Annotated in this window: 18 protein-coding genes; 2 read left to right on the forward strand and 16 right to left on the reverse strand. The window is 45.9% G+C overall.

All coding sequences use genetic code 11. The annotated features are described in order from the left end of the window. Positions 1 to 3 precede the first annotated feature (3 nt). The 14 genes from G9U52_RS05445 to G9U52_RS05510 all read right to left on the reverse strand — a co-directional run bounded on the left by G9U52_RS05445 (position 4) and on the right by G9U52_RS05510 (position 14,912). On the reverse strand, positions 4 to 807 hold the full coding sequence (locus G9U52_RS05445; RefSeq protein ID WP_166147080.1) for an ABC transporter permease: 804 nt from the start codon (positions 805 to 807) through the stop codon (positions 4 to 6). After that, positions 804 to 1,781 (reverse strand): ABC transporter ATP-binding protein, encoded by a 978-nt coding sequence (locus tag G9U52_RS05450; protein ID WP_166147082.1) that lies wholly within the window; start codon positions 1,779 to 1,781, stop codon positions 804 to 806. The genes G9U52_RS05445 and G9U52_RS05450 overlap by 4 nt, the downstream gene beginning before the upstream one ends. A gap of 394 nt (positions 1,782 to 2,175) precedes the next feature. After that, positions 2,176 to 4,008 carry a DUF6583 family protein gene (locus G9U52_RS05455; protein ID WP_166147085.1) on the reverse strand — a complete coding sequence of 611 codons (1,833 nt, stop codon included), beginning with the start codon at positions 4,006 to 4,008 and terminating at the stop codon, positions 2,176 to 2,178. Between the two features lie 214 nt (positions 4,009 to 4,222). Further along, positions 4,223 to 5,143, reverse strand: a complete 921-nt coding sequence (locus G9U52_RS05460; RefSeq protein ID WP_166147087.1) for a prenyltransferase — start codon at positions 5,141 to 5,143, stop codon at positions 4,223 to 4,225. Between the two features lie 42 nt (positions 5,144 to 5,185). Then, the gene (locus tag G9U52_RS05465; protein WP_166147089.1) at positions 5,186 to 5,452 is read right to left on the reverse strand and encodes an aspartyl-phosphate phosphatase Spo0E family protein; all 267 of its coding nucleotides are present in this window, start codon (positions 5,450 to 5,452) and stop codon (positions 5,186 to 5,188) included. Positions 5,453 to 5,586: 134 nt separating this feature from the next. Further along, positions 5,587 to 6,786, reverse strand: a complete 1,200-nt coding sequence (locus G9U52_RS05470) for an aminotransferase class I/II-fold pyridoxal phosphate-dependent enzyme (RefSeq protein WP_166147092.1) — start codon at positions 6,784 to 6,786, stop codon at positions 5,587 to 5,589. A gap of 13 nt (positions 6,787 to 6,799) precedes the next feature. Continuing rightward, on the reverse strand, positions 6,800 to 7,291 hold the full coding sequence (locus tag G9U52_RS05475) for an Lrp/AsnC family transcriptional regulator (protein ID WP_166147094.1): 492 nt from the start codon (positions 7,289 to 7,291) through the stop codon (positions 6,800 to 6,802). Between the two features lie 202 nt (positions 7,292 to 7,493). Further along, positions 7,494 to 7,799, reverse strand: coding sequence for a GNAT family N-acetyltransferase (locus G9U52_RS05480; RefSeq protein ID WP_166147096.1), 306 nt, complete (start codon positions 7,797 to 7,799; stop codon positions 7,494 to 7,496). Positions 7,800 to 7,955: 156 nt separating this feature from the next. Then, positions 7,956 to 8,879: a cysteine synthase A gene (gene cysK, locus G9U52_RS05485; RefSeq protein ID WP_166147098.1), complete on the reverse strand. Its 924-nt coding sequence runs from the start codon at positions 8,877 to 8,879 to the stop codon at positions 7,956 to 7,958. A gap of 109 nt (positions 8,880 to 8,988) precedes the next feature. After that, the gene (locus tag G9U52_RS05490) at positions 8,989 to 10,311 is read right to left on the reverse strand and encodes an MFS transporter (RefSeq protein ID WP_166147100.1); all 1,323 of its coding nucleotides are present in this window, start codon (positions 10,309 to 10,311) and stop codon (positions 8,989 to 8,991) included. Between the two features lie 143 nt (positions 10,312 to 10,454). After that, complete coding sequence (locus tag G9U52_RS05495; RefSeq protein ID WP_166147102.1) at positions 10,455 to 11,009, reverse strand: hypothetical protein; 555 nt, start codon at positions 11,007 to 11,009, stop codon at positions 10,455 to 10,457. Positions 11,010 to 11,153: 144 nt separating this feature from the next. Continuing rightward, positions 11,154 to 11,573 (reverse strand): DUF350 domain-containing protein, encoded by a 420-nt coding sequence (locus tag G9U52_RS05500; RefSeq protein ID WP_166148137.1) that lies wholly within the window; start codon positions 11,571 to 11,573, stop codon positions 11,154 to 11,156. Between the two features lie 131 nt (positions 11,574 to 11,704). Continuing rightward, on the reverse strand, positions 11,705 to 12,382 hold the full coding sequence (locus G9U52_RS05505; RefSeq protein ID WP_166147105.1) for a PspA/IM30 family protein: 678 nt from the start codon (positions 12,380 to 12,382) through the stop codon (positions 11,705 to 11,707). A gap of 151 nt (positions 12,383 to 12,533) precedes the next feature. After that, complete coding sequence (locus G9U52_RS05510; protein ID WP_166147106.1) at positions 12,534 to 14,912, reverse strand: endonuclease MutS2; 2,379 nt, start codon at positions 14,910 to 14,912, stop codon at positions 12,534 to 12,536. Between the two features lie 305 nt (positions 14,913 to 15,217). Between G9U52_RS05510 and G9U52_RS05515 the strand changes: the two genes are divergently transcribed. Continuing rightward, positions 15,218 to 15,586 (forward strand): phage holin family protein, encoded by a 369-nt coding sequence (locus tag G9U52_RS05515; RefSeq protein WP_166147108.1) that lies wholly within the window; start codon positions 15,218 to 15,220, stop codon positions 15,584 to 15,586. A gap of 210 nt (positions 15,587 to 15,796) precedes the next feature. Then, positions 15,797 to 16,207, forward strand: a complete 411-nt coding sequence (locus tag G9U52_RS05520) for a cupredoxin domain-containing protein (RefSeq protein ID WP_166147111.1) — start codon at positions 15,797 to 15,799, stop codon at positions 16,205 to 16,207. A gap of 88 nt (positions 16,208 to 16,295) precedes the next feature. Here G9U52_RS05520 and G9U52_RS05525 read toward each other — a convergent pair whose 3' ends face one another. Together G9U52_RS05525 and G9U52_RS05530 are read right to left on the reverse strand one after the other, a co-directional pair. Beyond that, positions 16,296 to 16,889, reverse strand: a complete 594-nt coding sequence (locus G9U52_RS05525) for a CvpA family protein (protein WP_166147113.1) — start codon at positions 16,887 to 16,889, stop codon at positions 16,296 to 16,298. Between the two features lie 13 nt (positions 16,890 to 16,902). Next, positions 16,903 to 19,068: coiled-coil domain-containing protein (locus G9U52_RS05530; RefSeq protein WP_166147115.1), on the reverse strand; the 2,166-nt coding region annotated here is incomplete at its 5' end.

Below are 19,068 nucleotides of genomic sequence, written 5' to 3' on the forward strand. Positions count from 1 at the left end.
CCATTAACCCCCTTGTACAACAACTTGACGCAGCGCTTTACGCAAGCTCCATCGACCAAAGCCAACAAGCACAGCCAGCCATGCCAGCTGCACGAGAATTCCCCAAAGTGCTTCAGCCTGGGGAATATGACCGGAATACACGCGGAATGGAAAATCCATGGTCCAGCGGAATGGCAGCGCGTACGCAATATGCTGCAGCCATTCGGGCATCAGCGGAACGGGTATAACCATGCCAGCAAAAAATTCACCAGCAACCGCAATCATCAACGTAGACCCCGTTGGCGACATCGTCCAAAATACAGAGATATAGATCAGCATCGAAATAGCAACGATCACCAGCAAGCCCAATATAAGCGTGGTTAGAAAAAGCAACAACGCCATCAAGGTAGGCGGCAAGCTTAGCCGGTATGGCTCCGGCAGGACGAACACGATGATCAGGAGCGGGAAGCATCTCAGTAAAGCACTGGATATTCGTTGAGCTAGCAGCTTGGCGTACCAAAAAGGGTAGATCTCGCAGGGGCGGCACAATTCATAAGCAATGTTTCCGGTGGTAATCAGCTGAAAGATTTCGTTATCGCGGAACCACAGCATGATAAACGCCAGAAATATTTGCTGCAGCCATACATACGTGATGAGCTCCTTTAAGGAAATCGGCAGCACCACAGTGCTTTGGCTGTAAAAGGCGGCAAAAATCATAATAAATATGAAGCCAAAAAATAGCTGGGTTGCCATACCAGCCAAAGCGGCAGCACGATATTGCAAGCCCATAATAAAGCGCAGCCTCCAGATGGAGAGGTAAGCATTCATATTTGATGCTCCTTATACAGCTGGAGAATTAATTCATCGACTGGCGTGGTTTCAATAGCTACATCGATAAGCTCCACCTGCTCGGATAATCGGGATATGACACCAGCAATAGCAACATGCTCCGTATCAAAGCTATACACGGCTCGCTCTGGTGTCCAAGAGAGCCGTGCTGCACCGGAAATATCGATTGGCTGCATATATTCACGGTAATCGACCGTAATCGTTCGCTGCGTACCGAATCGATTGCGCAGCTTGCCCAGCGTACCATCGTATAATAGAGCGCCTTTGCCAATCATCAGAATGCGGTCGGCCAGTGCCTCAATATCACTCATATCATGGGTGGTCAAAATAACGGTCACACCACGCTCTTTATTGATGGTTTTAATGAATTTGCGGACAGCGAGCTTGCTTACCGCATCAAGCCCAATAGTGGGTTCGTCCAGAAACAAAATTTGTGGGCTATGAAGCAGCGAAGCAGCAATTTCGCAGCGCATCCGCTGCCCTAAGCTTAATTGCCTTACAGGCACATGTAGAAAATCATTCAGCCCTAACGTTTCCACAAGCATGCTTAGATTGGCTTTGTAGGACACGGTGGGGATCTTGTAGATATCCCGTAGCAGCTCGTAAGAATCGATAACGGGCACATCCCACCACAATTGGGAGCGTTGTCCGAATACCACACCAATATTGCGGACATACGCTACCCGATCCTTCCAAGGCGTGTAACCCATGACCGAACATGTTCCACAATCAGGGACCAGGATCCCGCTCATTACCTTGATCGTGGTTGACTTACCTGCTCCGTTGGGACCAATATAGCCGACGATCTGCCCTTCGTCGATTGAAAAAGAAATATTTTGCAGCGCTTCGACAATCGTGTGCTCACGGATGAATAAGGCTTTGGCAGCTTGCTTGATGCCGGCTGACCGTTTAGCGACTTTAAAAGATTTACTAATACCTTCCAGTGAAATCACTTGTTCTCCCACCTTTCTTTTTTCAAAGCTGAGATTTGGGTTATATTAGGTTATAAACGAAGCAACATTAAGAATATAATGGAAATCCAAAAAAAAGACTAGACTATTTCTTTGGCATGTGTTATTCTAATATTATAGTAATTAACCAGCAATTCTAATTTTGGTCAGGAATATCAAAAAAACATATATTTTTTTGTACAAGGCGGATGCTTTGTATTTATTTTCGTTTATGGGGCTATCTACATGATCAAAGATCATAAGATGGTCTTTTTTTCTATTATTAAGCACAAAAAATCCTCTCCAAGGTAAATGTAAGAGGCGATTGCCCATCATTTACACTAGGGAGAGGATTTTCACTTGGCAATTTAGCCATCATGCTTGTAGAAATTATAAATTATTGCATCGATTGTGCTTTTTGCATCTGCTCGATCAGTTGTTGCATTTCAGCTTTTTCTGCTGGTGTCATGCCTTCAAACACATCATCCGGAATTTCTAAATTGGGCATTGCTCCGCTTGGGGGCATCATAGGACTCGTAGGAACTCCGAATGCTCCCAAAAGCGCGCTGTTTTTTGCCATGAAGTTCTGTGCATTGATACCAACCTCTTGCAGCAACTGAAGGCGCTGCTGGTCAGTGAGCTTACTCGCATCAATCGAATTGTCTGCGGTCATTACCGGCATCTTCACTTCAGTGATCGTTTCCTGCTTAGTGTGAAGCTTGAAGCTAATGCCTTTAACCTCACTTTGACCCTGCACATTCGTGAAATTCAGTTTCACATCAACATTGGAATCCTTAGCTGTGCCGGTTTTGGTAGTGTCTATATTCATCGATCCTTTAATAGCTCCTGCATCCTTACTAGTGCCGGGAACCGTAATATTGAAATTGAAAATTCCTGCTTCCTTGGTGTCGCTCTTTTGCAGGTCATAATCCACATTTGCCAGAAATGCTTGATTGGCAGCACTTGTGCCATAGGGTTTAACATCCATTACAAATTTACCTTTACCGCCGCTGTTGCCAACATTGGATGCATTCACAATCTTCATTTCGCCGCCTTCGCCTTTGTCGTCCTTAGAGCTAACGAAGAAAAGCGTTTGGTTAACAGCTGCAGCGTCCTTCCACCCAGCGGCCTTTATAAGCATCGCATTGTTTTGGCCACTTTCGTTCTTAGCCGTAAAGGCAAATTTGCGTTCTAAAATTTTATGATTTCCATCTACATATAGAGTCATCGTAGCACCATCGGCAATATTGCCTTTATCGGCTGATATTTTCATATCCTCAACGGATTTTTTCCAATACGCCAAAAACTCTTCTTTGCTGGGCTCCTGTGTGGGATAACCGCTATCGTTCAGCAGTAAAGCTACATTTTTAGTACGTGTGTAGACCAAATCCTGAAGCACAGTATCTGCCAGTAATTGTTCAACGAAGCTGCTCGTAAGGCGTTTGATATCGGCTTGATTAAAAGTTACGATAACTTCAGTGGCTTCTATACGCGTGTTTTCTTCCTCCAGAACCCCGTTTTTGTTCATTGTTACTTGATTAGGGTCAATATTATCTGCATAAAGCTTCCCATAGGGCATGAAAACAGCGGTTAGCTCCTCTTCCTTTATGTATACGGCATTAACCAAATCATTATAAGATAGCACTTTTTTCGGCAGGTTATTGGTGCCCATTTCATTTTTCAGTGCATCCAGATCCTTGGTATTTACATAGAGATACTTTGCATACAGCTCGGGAACACGCAGCGCCATTTTTTCAGGGTCAATAGCTGCTTCCAGGTTAATAAAAGGATCGGCGCCAACGGCTAAACTAATTTTAGTAAGGGTTTGGTTCGTTTTTGCATTCTGTTCAACATCAAAGCCCAATTTAATTTTTTTAATGGTCTCCATAACCTTACTCAGCTCTGCATTGGGGCTAGCCAGATCTATAGTTACATCCGATATATCCACAACCGAGTGGAGGGGTTTATCCAATAAAGGTAGCACCTCGGCTTCATATTGCTTTTTCACAGCTTGCAGCGACTCCTTAGCTGAACTGAGATTGTTCATTTCCGCTTGCAGGTACAACGTTTTAGGGCTTTTGAACATATCGAACTTGGCATAAGCTACTGCTGACCCTGCGGCGACTAAAATAAGAACCAGCACGATAATCAAAACCACCATCAATGGCTTTTTACTTCTTGGACGCGCCGTTTGCATGCCCACTGTACTTGGATTTTCAAAAGATGACATCAATGAATTCCTCCCGAATTTAATTCTCTATTTATCTAATTTTTCCTTACTTATTACCGTTAACCTTATTATTCCAACTTTAAACACAAAAAAAAAAACCACCCTTTCCCGCCTGGGAAAAAAAGCAGCTTTCAATTAACAATTGAAAAGCTATTCCGCATAAGTCACAGTAATCGGTATTACCTTTCATTTAATTTGCCTGCTATTAACGACCTTATTGGAACAACCCCCTTGCCAATAACGTAATAATCATAATCGATCCGCAACGAATAGTAACACTAAGTGAAGCTCCCATTAAAGGAAGATAGGCTCCCGAAGGATTTTGCGGCTTAAGCATTCCATAAACACGATAAATCGGAATCATTGTAATCAACGCGATCAACGAATAATAGGGCAATACTCCAAAAGCGACACATACTAACAGCGACAGGAATGCCAGGATCAACAAAAACCGCGAAAACTGGATTGCACGTTGCTCTCCCCATACTACAACCAATGTGTTTTTGCCTGCCTGCTTATCCGACTGCCAGTGTAGAAAATGGTGGTTATATAAGATTAAGGTCGTTAAAAGGCCAATCGGCAGAGATAATAAAAACGCACGATAATCCAACTGCATCGTTTGTACGAAGTAGCTGCCCATAATCGGCAATATCCCAAAGGACAACAAAATCGCTGCTTCACTATAGCCTTTCCCTCTATAACCGAATTTTAAAGGCGGAGCCACATAGAAATAGGCAATTAATCCACCCAAGCCACCAAAAACCAGCACGAACCAACCGGCAAAATAACTAAGGATAAGGCCGCAAACCAGAGCAATAAAAAATAAGCTCCAGGTAAGGATTGAAAATATTTTCTCTGACATGGTACCATTAGCCAAAAAACCGGAATTCGTAGAAATCATCGTTTCCGTTTCTTTGGCCACAACATCTACACCACTACGATAATCCCATAGGTCGTTAATCATATTAGAGAAAAGATGGGCGGCTCCAGCCCCAATCAGTGTGATAATAAACAGCCACGGATGAAAAGTGCCCTTCCAAGCATAGGCACCTAATGCGCCAAGGATAATAGGAATTAACATAACAGGAATTACTTGAAATCTGCTCGCTTTCAAAAAAGTATTCAGCTTATCCATTTCATACTCCTTTCCAGAACAAGATTAAAAAGAACCGAAAATTTATCGGTTCTTTCGGTTTTGGTTCATATATTCATTAATTTTTTTATCAAGAATCATACTGAATTCTACAATTTCTGGGGATGATAAGCTTTTATTAGTAAGAACCATAAGCTCCAATTGTCTGCGTAAACTATCAATTTCTTCTTCTAGCAAACGGATATCGGAGACTTGCTTCCTGGTTCGAAATGACCATTTGGCTTGCTCATCATTTTCCCGGATCCAACCGACGCGTCTATACTGTCGGAGCTGATATTCTGGAAAAGCCATATTCCTTCCTCCCTTAAACCATATCTTAATCTATCGGTTTCTAAAAAGTAATTTATAAACGAAACTAATATACTATAAAGATACCAGCTTTTTAGCAGGAAGGAAATGACTTATTTTGTCGTAAAATGGCGAAATTACAACTTTTTAATAAAGTTTCCAATGCGATCAATCGCTTCGATTAATTGGTTGACCGAATATGCATAAGAACAACGGATAAAGCCTTCTCCACCTAATCCAAATGCATCCCCCGGCACAACAGCTACATTGGCTTCAAGAAGCAGGCGTTGAGCAAATTCTTCCGAGCTCAAGCCGGTCGAAACAATCGATGGGAATGCATAGAAAGCACCCTGGGGCTCATGGCATTGTAAGCCGATTTCACGAAAGTTATGGACAACAAGGCGGCGGCGTTGATTGTAGGATTCTACCATGCGGTCTTTTTCCTCCATACCATTCTTCAAAGCCTCCAGAGCAGCGACCTGCCCCATAGCCGGAGCGCACATTACTGTATATTGGTGGATTTTGAGCATAGCCGAGATCAGGTCGGAATGTCCGCAGGCATAACCCAATCGCCATCCGGTCATCGCAAATGCTTTGGAAAAGCCACTGACCAGAATGGTACGGTCCCGCATTCCAGGCAATGCAGCGAAGCTCACATGCTTTTCTTCATAGGTAAGCTCTGCATAAATTTCATCGGATATGACAATCAAGTCATTGTCCTCAACGATTTTGGCAATTGGAAGCCAGTCCTCATAGGTCATTATGCCGCCTGTTGGATTGCTTGGGTAGCTGACAATAAGCACCTTGGATTTGGGCGTTAAGCACGCTTGCAGCGATTCGGCGGTCAATCTGAAGTTATCTTTCGCAAAGGTTTCAATCCCTACAGGAATGCCTCCGCTAATAGCAGTAATTGGAGAATAGGAGACATAACAAGGCTCTGGAATCAGGATTTCATCGCCAGGAATAATTAAAGCCCGCAGTGCCAAGTCAATAGCTTCGCTGCCACCAACGGTAACCAAAACTTCATCCTTGGGCTCGTAAGGAACCTGGAAGGAATCATATAAATACTCAGCTATTGCTTCCCTTAAATCATAAAAGCCGGCATTGGGTGTATATTTCGTATTGCCCCGTTCCAACGAATGTACGGCCGCTTCCCTTACATGCCAAGGCGTGCTAAAGTCCGGCTCCCCTACGCCAAGCGAAATAATATCTTTACTAGCGCTAACAAGATCAAAAAACTTCCGGATACCAGAAGGCTGCATATCCCGCACCAATGGAGCCAAATATCCGGACATGGATTTTACGGAAGCTACGGGTACATTATTTTGCTTGATCATTACTCATCGTCCTTCACGGAGAAATTAACAGGCGTGGATCCTCTTCATGATTTTCGAAGATGATGCCGTCCTGTTTATATTTTTTTAATATAAAATGGGTTTTTGTCGACAATACTCGGTCAATCGGCGATAGCTTGTTAGATACAAAGGAAGCCACTTCCTTGAGTGTTTTGCCTTCAATCTCAACCAGCAAATCATAGGCGCCGGACATCAAAAAAACGGATTTCACTTCTGGATATAAATATATACGTTCCGCAATCGCATCAAAGCCGCGTCCACGTTCTGGTGTAATTTGCACTTCAATTAGGGCCGTCACCTTGTCATCGTCAACCTTTGCCCAATTCACGACTGTCGCGTATTTCACGATAACATTCGCTTCCTCTAGCTCACGGATGGCTCCCGCCACTTCCGCCTCTGAGGCTCCAAGCATAGTTGCAATTAACGAAGGTGACATTCTCGCGTCTTCCTTCAATAGGTCAATAATGCGAATTTTAAACTGTTCCATTGTTGTGTCCTCCTAAGAGCTTCCTTTGGAAGCTTTCTTCGTAAGCATAAGCTGTAACTGAAAAACTTATTATTCATCTTACACCCAATCGCAACTGTTTTGCAAAATAAAATATTTCTGCTTGGCTCAAACCTGGAAACCAAGCATATGTGGAAAGAACAGCATCGCACTTTCCACTGCTCGCGAATCGCTGGACACACTTCTATTGGACGGACAAGAGCTTCCGCATATAATTGCCAACATCTCTGCCGCGGTATTGCTGTAAAACAGCAATATCATATCGCTGCTCTTCATTAGGGCTGTCCCCCACAAGCTTCGCGGCTCTTCCCAATCCGACCAGCCTGCCTTGGTCATAGGCTGCGACCACAAGAAAGCTATGGCAATAATCTTCATATTGTATCAGGTTGGCTTCCTGATCCTCTTTCATGATAGAAGCCCTTAATTGCTGATAATCGCTTTGAAGAGGAAGCTTGTGCTCCAGTTCGATTTTTATTCCTTCATTGGCCACGTAAATAACGCCACCTTTCTTATTTCCATATAATAATTATACATATAAATGAATATTTATACAACAATAACCAAAAAAAATGCAAACAAAAAACGCCCCTTTTCAGAGACGCTCGTACTTATTCTTATTATCAAGTACATATCCATGCTTGGTGATTTAGAAAATGTCCATGCTTAAGTAACGTTCTCCTGTATCTGGAGCAATACACAAAATCCGTTTACCTTTGCCCAATTGCTTGGCAATCTGCAAAGCCGTCCAAACCGATGCCCCAGCAGACGGTCCTACAAGTATGCCCTCTTCGCTTGCCAAAGCGCGCATCGTGTTTAGGGCATCCTCATCAGAGACTTGGATAATTTGGTCATAAACCTTTGTATTGAGTATCGATGGAATAAAGCCCGGGCTTGTGCCTACCAGCTTATGTGGTCCTGGCTCTCCACCCGATAATACCGGTGAGCCCTGTGGCTCCACGACATAAATCTGAATGGAGGGCAGCTTCTCGCGAAGCACCTCGCCAGTGCCTGTTATGGTACCACCTGTACCCGAAGTAGCAACGAATGCGTCCAGCCTGCCATCCATTTGCTCCAAAATTTCTACGGCCGTTGTTGTCCGATGAATATCTGGATTCGCCTTATTCTCGAATTGCTGTGGAATGTAGCTGTTCGGAATTTGTGCTTGCAGCTCCACCGCCTTTTTGATCGCTCCAGGCATTCTTTCGGCTGCCGGGGTTAGGACCACCTGTGCGCCATAGGCTTTTAATATATTGATCCGTTCTTTGCTCATATTGTCGGGCATAATCAGGATCGCTTTATAACCCTTTGCTGCTGCATTCATAGCTAAGCCAATGCCTGTATTACCGCTCGTCGGCTCAATAATCGTTGCTCCAGGCAGCAATAAGCCATCTTGCTCTGCTTGTAAAATAAGATTATAAGCGGCGCGATCTTTAACACTCCCACTTGGGTTAAAATATTCAAGCTTTACGTAAACCTCAGCATCATTGTCTCCAACCAGCTTGCGAACTCTGACGGCCGGCGTGTCTCCAATAAGCTCTGTGATGTCATTTACCATTCTGCTACTTGCCATGAATAATGCCCCTTCCTTCCTGCAAAAGCACTTCCGCTGCTCTGCCCTCATATCCTATATACTCCACCGAACTAATTTTATAGCTGCTACGTATTTTGTCAAGATAAAATTAAGTTCGAGAGCCTCTTTTTTTACTTCCCAACGTATTGCTTGTGCTTGGGCTGCTATCGAGCCAGTAGGGCTTTTCAATTGTAGCTCCAGGTTCAAGGGTTTTATGCTTGCCAGCTGCTTGACCATGAAGCTTTCGCATGAAAAACCAGGCAATGAGCGGTGAGCTACCGATACCCAATAGCAGGATATTCATCGCTAAAGGTGCGGCTGTGACTGTGACAACGGCAATAAACAGTAGCAGTCCTGTAATCCTTCCGGCATTTAGTGCCAGCTCACGCAGTACAACAAACTCTGCACGGCGTTGAACGCTGTATGCATCCCCGCCAATCGTATCGAATACCGTGGAGGTCATTGGAATGGAATATAGCGGAAAAAACATCCCTACGCCCACCCCAAATGTAAGCAGAGTAGCCAAGTTTACCTTCCAAAAAAAGGGGATAATGACCAATACGATCATAAGCGCACCTATTCCCATGGCAACTCCTCGATATTGCTTTTTTATAAGCTTACCCACTACCATAAAGCTGACTAAAGCGACTCCCGAGGTAATAAGTGCAAAATTACCTAACATCATCTCGCTGCCTGTATTCACATAGACGAGCAATGCGATCATAAATCCGAACACACCTTCACGGATGCCTTGCGCGAGCAGCGCCCAAGCTATAGGCCGCCATGTGGCTCCTTTGTTGCTCATAAGACATTGGATGGCAAATAGCCATTCGTAGGTACCTTCCGTTTTTCGCTTTTTCAGAAAAAAGCTAAACACCGCACACAGTAAAAATATGAGCAACGAGATAGTAAAGATGAGCCTGTATCCGCTGGATGGCTCCATATGGACGATCAAATAACCGGAGATCCAAGGTGCAACCATCCCCGTGCCTGAACCCAGCAGCCCTGTCCAGCCATTGAAACGGTCACGGTTATCGGGATCCGTTACTTCGAAATAAACAACGTTAAAGGCCACCCAAAATAATCCTGATGCTGCACCTTGGATCGTACCCAGAAGGACGTATTGATCCACAGCCCGATCTCCCAGCCACAATACCAGCATATAAAAGCATGCCGACATTCCGATCCCGGCTCGCAGGCAATTCATCTTATTCTGCTCCTTCACCCATTTGCCCGCTAGCCAAAAGACCACACCCATTGTGACATAATTGACTAAGGTAAACCAGCCAATGAGGATATAATCATGCCGCGCCTTCCACAAATAAACACTTACGAACGTGACGGAAAGCGCCGTTGCCGCAGCAAACAAGCCGCTGACCACAAGAAGTATTTTTACCTGGTTGCCAAAAAAATTGGTTCTGGGTCTCATCATTAATCACCTACATGGAAGGAATATAAAGTCTTTGTTAACCTTCCCTATAAATCATTCTTTTATCTCCAATTCTCCAGTGAAAAAAAGGCTGCTTCTGCGCCATTATTGCGCAAAAACAGCCTGCTCCTACTTTTACAAGCACCTTATGTAAGCTGGTTTTTTAACAATTCGACCATCGCCAAGCGATCTTCATCAGCTAATATATAATCCATTTTAAAGCACGACGGGCATACATACACTTTAGTTGTATAGGCCACCTTAAGCAACGGTTGATCCAGCATGACAGGGAGGACAGGTACATATCCTGGAGCCGCGGTTTGCGTTCCGGTAAACATCATAAAGCTATGGCAGTTCGTGCATTCAGGCGGATCCTCTTGTGTAGCAAGTACACGTTGAACGCCTTCTTCGTATTCGTCAAGCCCATCACGATCTTCTTCATCATAATCATCAAGTTCATCGTCTTCTAATTCCTCGTCAATGCTTAACAGCTTCTCTTTATCGTTGTGATCTGCTTTGTTGACGTCCTTACGTTCTTCCTCGTCATCATCTTCATCCGAAGAATCGACCCCAAGCTTCAAGCTGCGATAATCGCTCAATTCATTAAAACAATGCGGACAAGCTTCCTCCGGTCCAAACTCTGGATCCCAAACGATCTCCGTATGGCACCAAGGACACACAAGATCATGTGATTGCTGCATGTATATTCCCCCGGTTTCTTTTCACAATAGTTATGCAAAATTTACAAAATAATAAATGCCTACGCCTACAAATACAAAGGCCAGAATCAGCAGTGTACCCCATAAATATTTCATGCCTTGCCTCCCGAGCCCTTTACACGAGCCTTACGATATACTTGCGCCGACCACATAGGAAATCGAAATCGAAATAATCATGGAAAGCAATCCCACCGCTTTATTATCCTTGCGTATTTCCTCATCAATTTTAAAATAAGGAGTCAGGAACTCAAAAATAAAATAGGCTGCCATGAGCAACACAAATCCATACCCGGTCCAAATCAACGATTGCAGCACGGAATCATTATTCAGAATCGCAAAACGGAATATATTACAAATCCCGAATATTTTACCACCTGTCGCCATCGCTACAGAAACATTGCCTTTTTTAATCTCTTCCCAATCGTTATAACGTGTGACTAATTCAAAGATAGCCACAAACACGATCAGAGCTACAACAGCTACGGAAAAAAAGGCTAACGTCTCGATATACGGATTTGATAACATAACATCCACCTCTTCATTCATCATATCATACCTCACCGTCATGAACAGCTTTTTAGATCACGCCAAGGAACCTGCTACCCATAAAGGTTATCCCACATGGTTGAAGAGACTGAGGCCATTCGCCCCAGTCTCTTCCTTGAATTCGCTATAAATCAAGATTGTTTCTTAGCCTGCATTCTTGCTCTCAGCTCGGCCAGATCATCATCAACACCGCTGCTTTTATCCAAGTTATTCAGTTCATCATCCAGGCTGCGGTTACCGGAGCGAAGCTCGTTGCTTGCTTCTGCTTCTGCTTCCATCTGCAGCACTTTCTCTGACATACGGTCGAAGCCTTTAGCAGCATTGTCAGTACCGAAGCCAGACATAGCTTGGTTAATTTGCTTTTGTGCTTGTGCCGCTTCAGCACGGGCAACCAGCAGGTCTTTCTTATTTTTCATTTTACCAAACTCGCTTTTCATTTCGGTAAGCTGTCCACGAAGGCGGTCTGCATTTTGTTTGGCTACATCATATTGAGTCTTCATTTCATCAAAACGGATTTGGTACTCCTTCTTATCCTGCAAAGCACGACGCGCCAAATCCTCATTGTTTTGCTCCAACGCTCTCATGGCTTGCTGGTCACGCTTGTCTACCATCTGTCCAGCTTCTTCAAACTGCTGCTTAAATTTCTTTTCTACCGCAATTTGTTTGGCTACGGCAACTTCAGCCTCGTTAATGTCTTGCTCCATATCACGTAAAAATTGGCTTAGCATTTTAACCGGGTCTTCCGCCTTGTCCAGCAAATCATTAATTGAAGCCATTGTCATATCACGAAATCTTTTGAAAATACTCATTAGTAAGTTCCTCCCATGATTTCATTTATTACTTTATAATAATATTATAATCATACGCTCTTCTCGGCGCTACCCTTTATACATACGGACTAAAGGAAAAGGCGTTTCATTTGGCGTTAAAATAATTAAATCCGGTTTCATTTGCTCACATCTAGTTCAACTCGGCCACGGTTACTCCCGTACCACCTTCATTATAATTTCCGATTCGGTAGCTTTTGACATGCTTATGCTTGCGTAAAAACTCGGAAATTCCTGTCCGTAGTACGCCTGTGCCTTTGCCGTGAATAATGAACACATTGCCGAAATTGGCCAGGTACGATTCATCCAAAAAGCGGTCGACCTCAATAATGGCATCCTCCAGATTAGCGCCGCGCAGATCGAGCTCCATACGCGCATTCTCATCGCGTGTCCGCTTCAGACTGGCTGCAACCCGGTGCTGCTTCTGTGCTCCTGCATCTTTGGCAGCTGCCGACTTGATTAGCTCCAAATCTGCAAGCTGTGCCTTCATCTTCATGCTGCCAAGCTGGATCGTAGCTTCATGGTCGTTGACGATCTCCACGATCTGGCCTTTTTGGCGCAGATGGACAACCATCACCTCATCGCCGGGTCCAAGCTTGTCAGGCTTCTTCGCCGCGCTGCGTGCGACTGCTTTCTTCGACCTTAGCTCCGGTACGGCTTGGTCTAGCTTGCGCTTGGCATCACTTAGATGGTGATCCTTGATCCCTATGGCTTCCTCACGCTGCATCCGCCGCAGCTCCGTAATGATCTCATCCGCCTCGCGGCGGGCTTTAGAAATCGCATCCTGAGCTTCACGCTCCGCTTTCTCGAACAGCTTATCGCGCTGTTCCTCAAAACGCTGCTGCTGCGCGGCAAAGCTGGTGCGAAGCTCCTCAGCTTCGCGCCGCAGCTGCTCAGCGGTTAGCCGCTCAGCCTCGGTGATAAGCCGGTTCTCTTCGAGTGTGGCGATCATCGCTTCGACACGCTTGTCTTCTTCGGTCACCTGGCCTCGCGCGTGATCAATAATCGACTTGGCAAGCCCGAGACGCTCCGCGATGGCAAAAGCGTTGCTGCGGCCCGGAACGCCGACCAACAGCCGATAGGTTGGGCTCAAGCTCTGGATGTCGAACTCCATACTTGCGTTAATAATCCCTTGGCGGTCATATGCATATGCCTTCAGCTCGCTATAATGCGTAGTAGCGACAATCCGGCAGCCCATTTTGTGGATGTACTCAAGCAGCGAGATCGCCAACGCCGATCCTTCAGCCGGGTCTGTCCCCGCCCCCAGCTCATCGAGCAGCACTAAGCTTTTTGGTGTCATATCCTTTAAAATACGAATAATATTGCTCATATGGCTGGAAAATGTACTAAGGTTCTGCTCGATGCTTTGCTCATCACCTATGTCCGCGTAAATCGCATCGAACACACATAGCTGGCTGCCTTCCTCTGCGGGCACGAACAGTCCAGACATCGCCATCAACGAAAGCAACCCGACTGTTTTAAGCGAAACCGTCTTGCCCCCTGTATTGGGACCCGTCACAATAATGGTCGTGTAGCGGTTGCCAAGCTCAATATCCAGCGGCACAACCTTATCCGCCATTATTAGTGGGTGGCGGCCTCGCTTAATCTTGATGAAGCCGCGATCATTAAGGATAGGCAATGTGGCTTTCATCTCATGCGCCAGCCCGGCTCTGGCAAAAATAAAGTCAAGCTCGGCTAACACATCCAGGCTTCCTAACAGTTCATCGGCCACTTCCGCTACAAAGGCTGTTAAAATTTGCAATATTTTTTCGATCTCGGCGATTTCCTTAAGCTTCAACTCGCGCACGCGATTGTTCAGCTGCACGACAGCCTCCGGCTCCATAAAAAGAGTCGCCCCAGAAGCGGATTGATCGTGGATCATCCCGCCGAAATGGCTTCTGTATTCCTGCTTCACAGGGATCACGTAACGATCGTTACGAATGGTAACTAAATTATCCTGCAGCATTTTTTGAATCGATGGGGTACGTACCATTTGCTCCAGGCGGTCACGTGCCCGTGTTTCACTGCTCCTCAGCTCCTGACGAATCCGAGCCAGCTCGGGGCTAGCAGAGTCCATGACCTGGGCATTGTCATCGATACATAGCTTGATGCGATCCTCTGTTGTTTTCATTTCGCCAATGCCTTCAGCCAAAGCTAACAATAGTGGCGTTGCATATTCCTCTTGCACCGTTTCCAAAAACCGCTTCAAGCGCCTTCCGCCATAAATCGTATTTGCCACATCAAACAGCTCTGCTGGATTAAGCGTTCCACCGATTCTTGCGCGATGTACGGAAGAGCTGACATCCCGGATTCCGCCAAAAGGAGCGCTTCCCTTTAAACGGTTTACATTAACAGCTTCATCTGTTGCCTTCAGCCGCTGCTTCACTTCTTCGAAGTCTCCACTTGGCAATAGCTTCTCTAACCGTTCTTTACCCAAGCTAGTAGCTGCATGATGGGCACATTTATGTAAAATGGCGGAGAAATCCAATGTTTTTAAAATTTTGGTATTCAACTTTGCTCCTGCCTTTCCTTTCCCTGCATACAGTTTCCATTATATTATATCCAAATCCATTAGGATTAGCGAATTTTTCACTATATGTATTCTCGCCGCAAGGAAGCCTGCATCCCCCATATTATGGCGTTCATAAAGTAAGCCAGCAAAGAAAATAATAAGATTTGCACCGATTCCTTTAATGTTGCTATCACGAAGCCAGTCCGAAATTCTGGACCATGCCTAAAAGGCAGCTTTCTTCGAAAACTCTTAGTCCATGCTTACGAAGTCAGTTTTCTTCGAAAACTCTTAGGAGGTGACAACCAATGCATTTGTTTGGACATCTTGTCAGGTTTATTGTATCTGCTTTGGTGCTGATGTTTGTAAGTTTCATCGTTCCTGCGTTTGAGGTGGGCGGCTTTTGGAGTGCTTTTTTCTTGGCGTTGGTTATCGCTATTGCGGCATGGGTGATCGAAGGGGCGTTTGGCAAAACCATAACCCCCTTTGGCCGCGGCATTGTTGGCTTTATTACGAGCGCATTAATTATTTGGGCGGCCCAATTTGTGGTAAGTGGTGTCACCACAAGTATTATCGGTGCAATTTTGGCAGCTTTAGTCATCGGTATTATCGATTTGTTTATTCCTGTTAAGACCCCCTTCGAACAAGGGCTTAGCGGACGTGAGAAACACAGGTAATCCAATGAACGGCCAAAAATATTCAGTCTGCGGGCTTAAGAAGCCAAGTTCAGCAGACTGAATATTTTTTTCTGTGATTTCAGTCACATCTGTAGAAGATGTATGAAAATTCATCACCAATTCGTCAATAGTCTGTCACTGTATTCCTTATCTATATAAGGTATGATAGCTCTGTTGGGCTATATAAATTATATTTTGGAGGGATTACTCTTGAAAAAGATTATTGTATTGGCTTTATCCATTAGTTTGATGTTCGTTATGTCGGCATGCGGCCAAAAAGCTGCAACTCCTGCAACTGCGCCTGCGCCCGCAACAACCGGCTCTGCACCTACAGCTGCCGCACCTGCCGCTTCTGGTGCTCAGCAAGTGAAATTGGTAGCAAGCAATTATAAATTTGACCAAGCTGAATATAAAGTAAAAGCTGGCCAGGATGTCACCGTTACTTTGGACAACAAAGAAGGCATGCATGGAGTAGCCATTGATGCTTTTAAAGTGAAGTTGGACGGTTCCAATAAAACAGCGACATTTAAAGCTGACAAACCAGGAACGTATGATATCGTATGTAGTGTTCCTTGCGGCTCAGGCCATATGACGATGAAATCCAAGCTGATCGTGGAATAGTAGCACAAATAGCCAACATTATAAAAAAAGAGCCAATCCTTATCATGTGAATGATAGGTGGCTCTTTTTGCTATGGACAGTTATTTATTTATTCCGCCTGCTCTCTGAGATCCAATGCTGCAGGACTGAACGGATTCACTTTGGTTTTGCTATCCCATAGCTCATTAAGCTTGTCACTGACGGATGGCAACGCATTGACAATATGGGGAGCAAATGTCGATTCTTTCAATAATCTTTGCGAAGTTTCATTAGGAATAACAATCATTACATTTACGATCACTATGACAATCAACGCAGCCTCTGCCAACCCCAGTAAAGCACCTGACCATTGGTTGATCGTTTTGATACCCGGTGTCAATGTAATCCAATGCAGGATTCTTCCCACAATACTTAAAGCAATTTTTACTACAAATAGCAGCAGCCCAAAAGCAATTGCATTAGACACATAAGTATCAAGATGAAGCCCTTTTAAAAAGGATCCATATTTTTCGTACGCTTCGGAATTAGCTGTGGAAAGCACCCCTGCAATCCAAGGTGCTATATCTTTATAGAAGGTAAAAGCCACTATATAAGCAATAAAAAGTCCTGCGATGGATACCAATTGGCTTACAAAGCCGCGGTAATAACCTAATATTAATCCTGCCACCACCAGTACAGCTACAGCCCAGTCCAACCCATTCATACCTATTCCCCGCTTATTCTTTCTCTACAAGCTCAATCCATTCGTTATACTCAACTTGCAGCTTTTCGTATTCTGTCTTCAATTCCTGAAGATCGTTAAATACGCGCTCGGCTCGCTCTCTATGCTCATCATATTGATTTTGCAGTGTCAGCTGTTCCACCGATTGCTCATTATATTGATCTTGAAGCTCATTATAAAGCTCGACTTGTAGCTGTAGTTCTTCTTGCTGGCTTGTAAAATGACGGTTGATCTGGTCAATCTGGGCTGACGATTCTTCGGCAGTACGTTGCCAGTGCTGGCTTTGTTTTTCCAGCTCTTCGATCCGCGGCTGCTGATTATTTAGTAGCTCTTGCAGCTCTTGATACTGCTCAAACTGTTTATTGTAACGTTGTTCTAGCTCGAAAAACCTCTCGGTGCCTTGATTCAATTGCAGTTCCATTGTCGCCGCGGCTTCTGCTCTACCTTGAAGCTGCTCCTGAAGCACATGGCTTCGTTGTTCTAATTGAATTATGGCTTCTTTATTTTGTTGACTTTGCTCTTTGAGCTTGGCTTGCAATTCTGCCATCTGTCCTTCTAGCTCACTATAAAGCTCTTCATGCACTTCCAGCTCTTCCCGTTGATCCGATACAATCTTACGTTGCTCGTCCAACTGGCTGTTTAATTCATCAGCCCGGCGTTGCCACTGGCCTGCACTCTCCTGTAGCTGCTGCTGGTGAGCTTGCTGCTCATTGAGCTGCGCCTGCAAACCTTCCTGCTCATTACGGAGCCCTGCCATCAGCTGCTGATGCTCAGCAAGCTGCTGGACCAGCAGTTCCTCATGCTGACGTTGCTTGTGCAACACAGCTTCATGCTGTTCGCGCTGCTCTTGCAGCATGGCTTCGTGCCATTCCTGCTGCTCGCGTAACGCTTGCTCTTTCTGCGTTTCGAGTTCACGTAGCGCCTGCTCGTTCCTCGCTACTAGCTCAGCTTCACGATCACGCCGCTCTGCCTCGCTCCGCTCCCGTTGCTCTTGCAGCGCCGCTTCGTGCCATTCCTGCTGCTCGCGTAACGCTTGCTCTTTCTGCGCTTCGAGTTCACGTAATGTTTGCTCGTTCCTCGCTACTAGCTCAGCTTCACGATCACGCCGCTTAGCTTCACTCTGATCTCGCTGCTCTTGCAGCACAGCTTCGTTCCACTCCTGTTGTTCAAGCAACGCTTGTCCCCTCTGTGCTTCCAGCTCTGTCTCGCGTGCTCTCAGCGCCTCATCACTCCGCTCCAGCTGCTCACGCAACGCTTGCTCCCTCTTCGCTTCCAGCTCACGTTGCTCAGCTTCAATACGCTCCCGCTGCTCTTGCAGCACAGCTTCGTTCCACTCCTGCTGCTCGCGCAACGCTTGCTCCTTCTGTGCTTCCAGCTCCGCCTCGCGTGCTCTCAGCGCCTCACCGCTTCGCTCTTGCTGCTCACGCAATGCTTGCTCCCTCTGCGCTTCCAGCTCCGCCTCGCGTGCTCTCAGTGCCTCACCGCTTCGCTCTTGCTGCTCACGCAACGCTTGCTCCTTCTGCGCTTCCAGCTCCGCCTCGCGTGCTCTCAGTGCCTCACCGCTTCGCTCTTGCTGCTCACGCAACGCTTGCTCCTTTTGCGCTTCCAGCTCACGTTGCTCAAATTCGGTTCGCTCCCGCTGCTCTTGCAGCACAGCTTCGTTCCACTCCTGCTGTTCGCGTAATGCTTGCTCCCTCTGCACTTCCAGCTCCGCCTCGCGTGCTCTCAGCGCTGCCTCGCTTTGCTCCCTCTGCTCGCGCAACGCTTGCTCACTTCGAGCTTGCTCAGCTTCATTACGCTCTCGGTGCCCTTGCAGCGCTACCTCGCTTCGCTCTTGCTGCTCACGCAACGCTTGCTCACTTCGAGCTTCCAGCTCACGTTGCTCAGCTTCACTACGCTCTCGTTGCTCTTGCAGCACAGCTTCGTTCCACTCCTGCTGTTCGCGTAATGCTTGCTCCCTCTGCGCTTCCAGCTCCGCCTCGCGTACTCTCAGCGCTACCTCGCTTCGCTCCTGCTGCTCACGCAACGCTTGCTCACTTCGAGCTTCCAGCTCACGTTGCTCAGCTTCACTACGCTCTCGTTGCTCTTGCAGCACAGCTTCGTTCCACTCCTGCTGTTCGCGCAATGCTTGATCCCTCTGCGCTTCCAGCTCCGCCTCGCG

The organism is Paenibacillus agricola (genome assembly GCF_011440305.1).
GTDB classification, from domain to species: Bacteria; Bacillota; Bacilli; order Paenibacillales; family NBRC-103111; genus Paenibacillus_S; species Paenibacillus_S agricola.

What these genes read in the sequence shown, in the direction of transcription:
- G9U52_RS05505 (WP_166147105.1), bottom strand. Translation starts at nt 12,382, where the DNA reads ATGAGTATTTTCAAAAGATTTCGTGATATGACAATGGCTTCAATTAAT.
- G9U52_RS05490 (WP_166147100.1), bottom strand. Translation starts at nt 10,311, where the DNA reads ATGATGAGACCCAGAACCAATTTTTTTGGCAACCAGGTAAAAATACTT.
- G9U52_RS05460 (WP_166147087.1), bottom strand. Translation starts at nt 5,143, where the DNA reads ATGGATAAGCTGAATACTTTTTTGAAAGCGAGCAGATTTCAAGTAATT.
- G9U52_RS05470 (WP_166147092.1), bottom strand. Translation starts at nt 6,786, where the DNA reads ATGATCAAGCAAAATAATGTACCCGTAGCTTCCGTAAAATCCATGTCC.
- G9U52_RS05465 (WP_166147089.1), bottom strand. Translation starts at nt 5,452, where the DNA reads ATGGCTTTTCCAGAATATCAGCTCCGACAGTATAGACGCGTCGGTTGG.
- G9U52_RS05495 (WP_166147102.1), bottom strand. Translation starts at nt 11,009, where the DNA reads ATGCAGCAATCACATGATCTTGTGTGTCCTTGGTGCCATACGGAGATC.
- G9U52_RS05455 (WP_166147085.1), bottom strand. Translation starts at nt 4,008, where the DNA reads ATGTCATCTTTTGAAAATCCAAGTACAGTGGGCATGCAAACGGCGCGT.
- G9U52_RS05445 (WP_166147080.1), bottom strand. Translation starts at nt 807, where the DNA reads ATGAATGCTTACCTCTCCATCTGGAGGCTGCGCTTTATTATGGGCTTG.
- cysK (WP_166147098.1), bottom strand. Translation starts at nt 8,879, where the DNA reads ATGGCAAGTAGCAGAATGGTAAATGACATCACAGAGCTTATTGGAGAC.
- G9U52_RS05525 (WP_166147113.1), bottom strand. Translation starts at nt 16,889, where the DNA reads ATGAATGGGTTGGACTGGGCTGTAGCTGTACTGGTGGTGGCAGGATTA.
- G9U52_RS05500 (WP_166148137.1), bottom strand. Translation starts at nt 11,573, where the DNA reads ATGAATGAAGAGGTGGATGTTATGTTATCAAATCCGTATATCGAGACG.
- G9U52_RS05475 (WP_166147094.1), bottom strand. Translation starts at nt 7,291, where the DNA reads ATGGAACAGTTTAAAATTCGCATTATTGACCTATTGAAGGAAGACGCG.
- G9U52_RS05515 (WP_166147108.1), top strand. Translation starts at nt 15,218, where the DNA reads ATGCATTTGTTTGGACATCTTGTCAGGTTTATTGTATCTGCTTTGGTG.